Origin of the sequence: Oceanobacillus indicireducens, from assembly GCF_014647195.1 — a bacterium.
Taxonomy (GTDB): Bacteria; Bacillota; Bacilli; order Bacillales; family Amphibacillaceae; genus Oceanobacillus; species Oceanobacillus indicireducens.
Genome location: NZ_BMOS01000005.1, coordinates 71,441 through 74,872 on the forward strand (window position 1 = coordinate 71,441; position 3,432 = coordinate 74,872).

A 3,432-nucleotide genomic window follows, 5' to 3' on the forward strand; every position below is an offset into this window, starting at 1 on the left:
AACCAATGCCGGCATTAGAACCTCCTGTTCGTCGATAGGCTTGGTGAGACCCCGCAGCAGGCTTGCCTGCGAGGAGGCTCACCAGCCGCCTGCGGAAAGCGAGAGGTGTCTGGACTGCGAACCTCCAGAAGGAAGTTGCACATACTTACGCTGAATGATGGTGATCACTTTGATATGTACAGTATAAGTGATAATGTGTGCCATGTGAAATCAAATAGGCTTATAGATCAATATAGGAGCATAAAAATGGCAAGATTGCGCAAAATAGATGGAAAGGGCAATTCTATTGACAGGTTATTATTAATAACTTACTATTGAGTTGTAATTAAATTTAAAAAGAATAGGTGATTTAGATGACTAAAGTAGGTATAGTAGTAGGAAGTATCCGTAATAACTCATTCTCCGAGCAGCTTGCGAAAAATATTGTCGAGTTGTTCCCGGCAGGTTATGAAGCAGAGTTCGTCGAAATTGCAGATCTGCCACTTTATAACCAAGATTCCGATGAAAATATCCCGGAAGTGTATACTAATTTCCGTAATACGATAAAAGGTCTTGATGCAGTTATATTTGTAACTCCAGAACATAACCGCTCGATTCCAGCTGCACTGAAGAACGCGTTAGACGTTGGGTCCCGCCCTTATGGCTCGAACGTTTGGGACGGTAAACCGGCTCTTATCGTGAGCCAATCTCCAAGTAATTTGAGTGGTTTCGGTGCGAATCACCACCTTCGTCAAGTGCTTGCATTCTTAAATATGCCGGTCGTTCAACAGCCGGAAGTGTATATTGCAAATGTCCATGAATTACTAGGTGAAGATGGTAAAGTCACCAATCAGGATACAATTGGATTCTTGCAATCGGTAGTAGACGCTTATGTTGGCTTTATAAAGCGCCATGAAGCATAAGATAACTTTAACATCATAAATTCCATCCCACTAAAAAAGGAAATGGTATAGCAGCCATTTCCTTTTCTATATATAGAATTACTTTCTATTCCAGAATCGCATCTGGGCAATTGCTGACACAAAGTCTTCCCCGAAGTTGGCATTATTTGCGGCAAATACGACGCCAGCTAAATTATTCCCTGCTGAGGACTGAATAAATCTCTCTCCAGTGGTTGCAACACCAATTGGTTTATAGTGCCCATATGCTACATGGACAAACTCTGTCACATCAGCATTGAATTTCCTTTGATTGTTGGCACTACCTCCAACGACATATAGTGAGTCAACGAGATAAGGACTTGAGGTAAGAAATGTTTCATCTACTTTGAGCTCTGAGCCATCGGATCCGGTAACGGTACCAAGTGTTTCGCTGATAATGACAACAAAGACGCCATACCGCTCGAGCGTGTTCAGCACATTGTTTACTTCATTACTATTAAAGCCATCACCTATCAGTACACCTACTTTTTGCGTATATGCGTATTTAGGAGTGTTTGCTTGGCTCAGGGAAGGGTAGCTGGTAGAAACGGGAACATTGGTGCCGCTTGGACGATTTACTCCAAGATTATCTGCAATAATATTAGCTAATTCCTTATCTACGTTAACGAGAATGTCAACAACTTGTTGCCGGACAAAATCCCTTTTTACACTGCCTACCTGATAGCTGAGACCATCAATTGTATGTTGTTTCTCAACTGGTGTTAGGCTATTCCAAAAAATCCTCGGCTGCGAATAGTAATCATTGAATGATTCACTTCGCTTCCGGATGAGATGCCCTTCAACTTTTGCTGGATAATGCGCATACCCGCCTTCCTCAGGGGGAGTTGTATACGGGGTATTATTTGCTATTGAATTCCTATGATAGTTTACTTGATCGACATCGATACGATATCTCATATGTCCTTGTCGCTGGTTATTATGGAAAGGACAGATCGGTCTATTAATTGGTAAGTCCTCGAAATTAGCTGACCCAAGACGATGGTATTGGGCGGTTTGATAAGCAATTAATCTACCTTGTAAGACAGGGTCATTCGAGAAATCAATCCCAGGAACAACGTTTGCAGGGTTAAAGGCTGCTTGTTCTGATTCTGCAAATTCATTGTCCACATTTTTATTTAATGTCATTTTGCCAATGAGCTCAACAGGTATGAGTTCCTCTGGCCAAAATTTTGAAGGGTCAAGAATGTCAAAGTCATATTTAAATTCATCTTCCAGTGGAATAAGTTGAACGCCTAATTCATATTCGGGAAATGCACCACGATCAATCGCTTCCCTGAGATCACGGCGATGGAAATCTGGATCGAGTCCACCGATTTTCAACGCTTCATCCTGCAGTAAAGAATGTACCCCGAGAACCGGTTTCCAGACAAATCTGACGAATGTTGCTGTTCCTTGTTCATTGACGAGGAGATACGTATTAATGGACCAGGATTCCATCATACGATAGCTCCTTAAAATGCCGCGGTCAGACATAATCCAGAGTACCATATGCAGCGCTTCTGGGTTATTGGCTACATAATCCCAGAAATTATCGTGTGCCCCGGAAGCTGTAGGGTAATCCGTACGTGGCTCGGCTTTGTATGCATGTATCACATCGGGAAATTTCATTGGGTCTTGGTTGATTAATACAGGCATAGCAATTGTGGTCAGGTCATAATTTCCCTCTTCTGTATAAAACTTTGTACCCCAGCAACGTAAATCTCTTGCGGTATCATAAGAATCTTTGCCACCTTGTACCGTGGAGAATCGAACGAATACAGGAGTCTTCTTCCCGGCTTCCTGCAAAAATCCGGCCTTCGTAAACTGACTCATGGATTGATAACATTCAAACTCCCCATGTGCACCATAACCTCTTGCGTGAACGACTCGTTCCGGTATCCTTTCTTTAACGAAATGTGTCATCTTCTCAAAGTAGTGAAAATCCTCTAGTAATCCAGGGCCCCGCTCTCCGGCTGTTAATATTTCCTCATCATTGGATATCTTTAATGATTGATTGGTTGTCAATGGTTTTCCGGTGTTTTTTACACGGAATTCATCCAATTGTTCATTTTTTTCATTTTGCTTATGGGAACCTTGATTTCTTGATGGCTTATCATCCATTTATAAGCACCTGCCTTATTTTCTGAATTTCAATCCCATTTATATATCTATGCTTCGTACTTATTTCTAGAACTTAACTATCGAACCTAAAAAGCTGATTCTTTCATATAGCGTAAGTGCAACTCTTACCTGGAGGTTCGCAGTCCAGACACCTCTCGCTTTCCGCGGGCGGCTGGTGAGCCTCCTCGCAGGCAAGCCTGCTGCGGGGTCTCACCAAGCCTATCCTCCCGCAGGAGTCTCGAGGTGTCTGGACTGCTTCGAGGAAAAGCCAAATTTTGGAGCACTATTTTTCATTTTAGTAATAGAACGCGCTGATCTTGAGGGGGTATTTTCCATTTTTAATAATCATCCCTACCAGTTCAGTTGCCCGGTGGACGGTGACTCCTGCGGG

General features: G+C 42.7%; 2 protein-coding genes. One reads left to right on the forward strand and one right to left on the reverse strand.

Annotated features, from left to right (window positions below; genetic code table 11):
- Nucleotides 1-353 precede the first annotated feature (353 nt).
- Entirely contained in the window at nucleotides 354-902 is a 549-nt protein-coding gene (locus tag IEX94_RS04865) for an NADPH-dependent FMN reductase (RefSeq protein ID WP_188856266.1), read from the forward strand.
- A 78-nt stretch (nucleotides 903-980) separates the two neighbouring features.
- On the opposite strand, the gene IEX94_RS04870 is transcribed toward IEX94_RS04865, so the two are convergent.
- On the reverse strand, nucleotides 981-3,041 hold the full coding sequence (locus IEX94_RS04870; RefSeq protein ID WP_188856267.1) for a catalase: 2,061 nt from the start codon (nucleotides 3,039-3,041) through the stop codon (nucleotides 981-983).
- Between the last annotated feature and the right edge of the window lie 391 nt (nucleotides 3,042-3,432).